The 1275-nt window shown below is 39.1% G+C and carries 1 protein-coding gene; it reads left to right on the plus strand.

Annotated elements, in window-relative coordinates; genetic code table 11:
• Positions 1 to 67 precede the first annotated feature (67 nt).
• Positions 68 to 1233, plus strand: a protein-coding gene (locus FTU12_RS16295) for an IS3 family transposase (protein ID WP_119285041.1) whose coding sequence is annotated in 2 segments (ribosomal slippage) — positions 68 to 326 and positions 326 to 1233 — 1167 coding nt in all. Because the reading frame shifts where the segments join, the coding sequence is not laid out codon by codon here.
• Positions 1234 to 1275: the final 42 nt, after the last annotated feature.

The following is a 1275-nucleotide window of genomic DNA, read 5'->3' on the forward strand; positions in this document are numbered from 1 at the left end:
TTGATGTGTGCTTAAAAAACAGGAGGGTTTAACTTGGTAAACTATACATACTCATTAGGAGTTTACCATGAGCAAGAAACAGAAGACTTACACCGCAGAATTTAAAGCTGAAGCCATAAAAGCCATTGAAGAGAACCAAGGTAATGTATCGGAATCCGCTAGACAACTTGGCATTTCAATGCAAACCCTTTCGAACTGGAATAACAAAGCAAAGGCTGGAACTTTAGCAGGCACAAAACAGTATTCGCCCGATCTAAACGCCTTACTCGAAGAAAATAAGAAGCTTAAACAACAGCTCAAAACAGCTGAAATGGAACGTGAATTTTTAAAAAAGGCAGCAGCGTACTTTGCCAAAGAAAGTCAGTGAGGTACGCCTATATGAAATCGCAAAGCCACTTATTTCCGATTATTTTAATGGCTCGATTACTTCGTGTATCCGTTTCTCGCTTTTATGATTGGCTAAAGCGAGGCATGAGTAAAAGATCAATTCAGCGAAATCAGCAGACAATTTTGGTCAAAATAGCCCATGAAGAAACCAAACAAAGCTATGGCTATGTTCGATTAACCAAGCATTTACAAGCGCAAGGTATCAAAATAAGTACGTATGCTGTGCGCCAAATAAAAAAATCAAATCAGTTGTATTGTAAGCGCCATAAGCGTTTCAAAAGAACCACGAACAGTGATCACAACCGTTCTATTTATGACAATTTACTCAAGCAACAGTTTTCAATGACGAAGCCTAATCTTGCGTGGTCGAGTGACATTACCTACATTTGGACGGCTGAGGGCTGGTTGTACTTGGCAGCTGTCAAAGATCTTTACACGAAACAGGTTGTTGGCTATAGCTTAAATGAGCGCATGACAGCCAAGCTTGTTTGTGATGCATTGAATATGGCTATTCGCAATCAGAAACCTGCTAAAGATCTCATTGTACATTCAGATAGAGGCAGCCAATATTGCAGTAATGAATATCGAAACTTACTTGAGAAATTTGATTTTCAGGGTTCAATGAGCAAAAAAGGCGACTGCTTTGATAATGCACCGATAGAGAGTTTCTGGGGCATACTCAAAAATGAACTAGTCCATCATCGCAACTACAAAACAAGGGAAGAAGCCAAAGCGGATATTACAAAATATATAGAGTTATTTTATAATCAGCGAAGAATTCAAAAAGGCTTGGATTTTAAGACACCAAATCAAATGGCAGAAGACTTTTATCGGTTAGCTGCCTAGAATCTCCCAAGTGAAAGTCTCCTGCTAATTCAGCACACATCA

It is taken from the genome of Acinetobacter sp. YH12063 (assembly GCF_013419715.1).
Classification (GTDB): Bacteria; Pseudomonadota; Gammaproteobacteria; order Pseudomonadales; family Moraxellaceae; genus Acinetobacter; species Acinetobacter amyesii.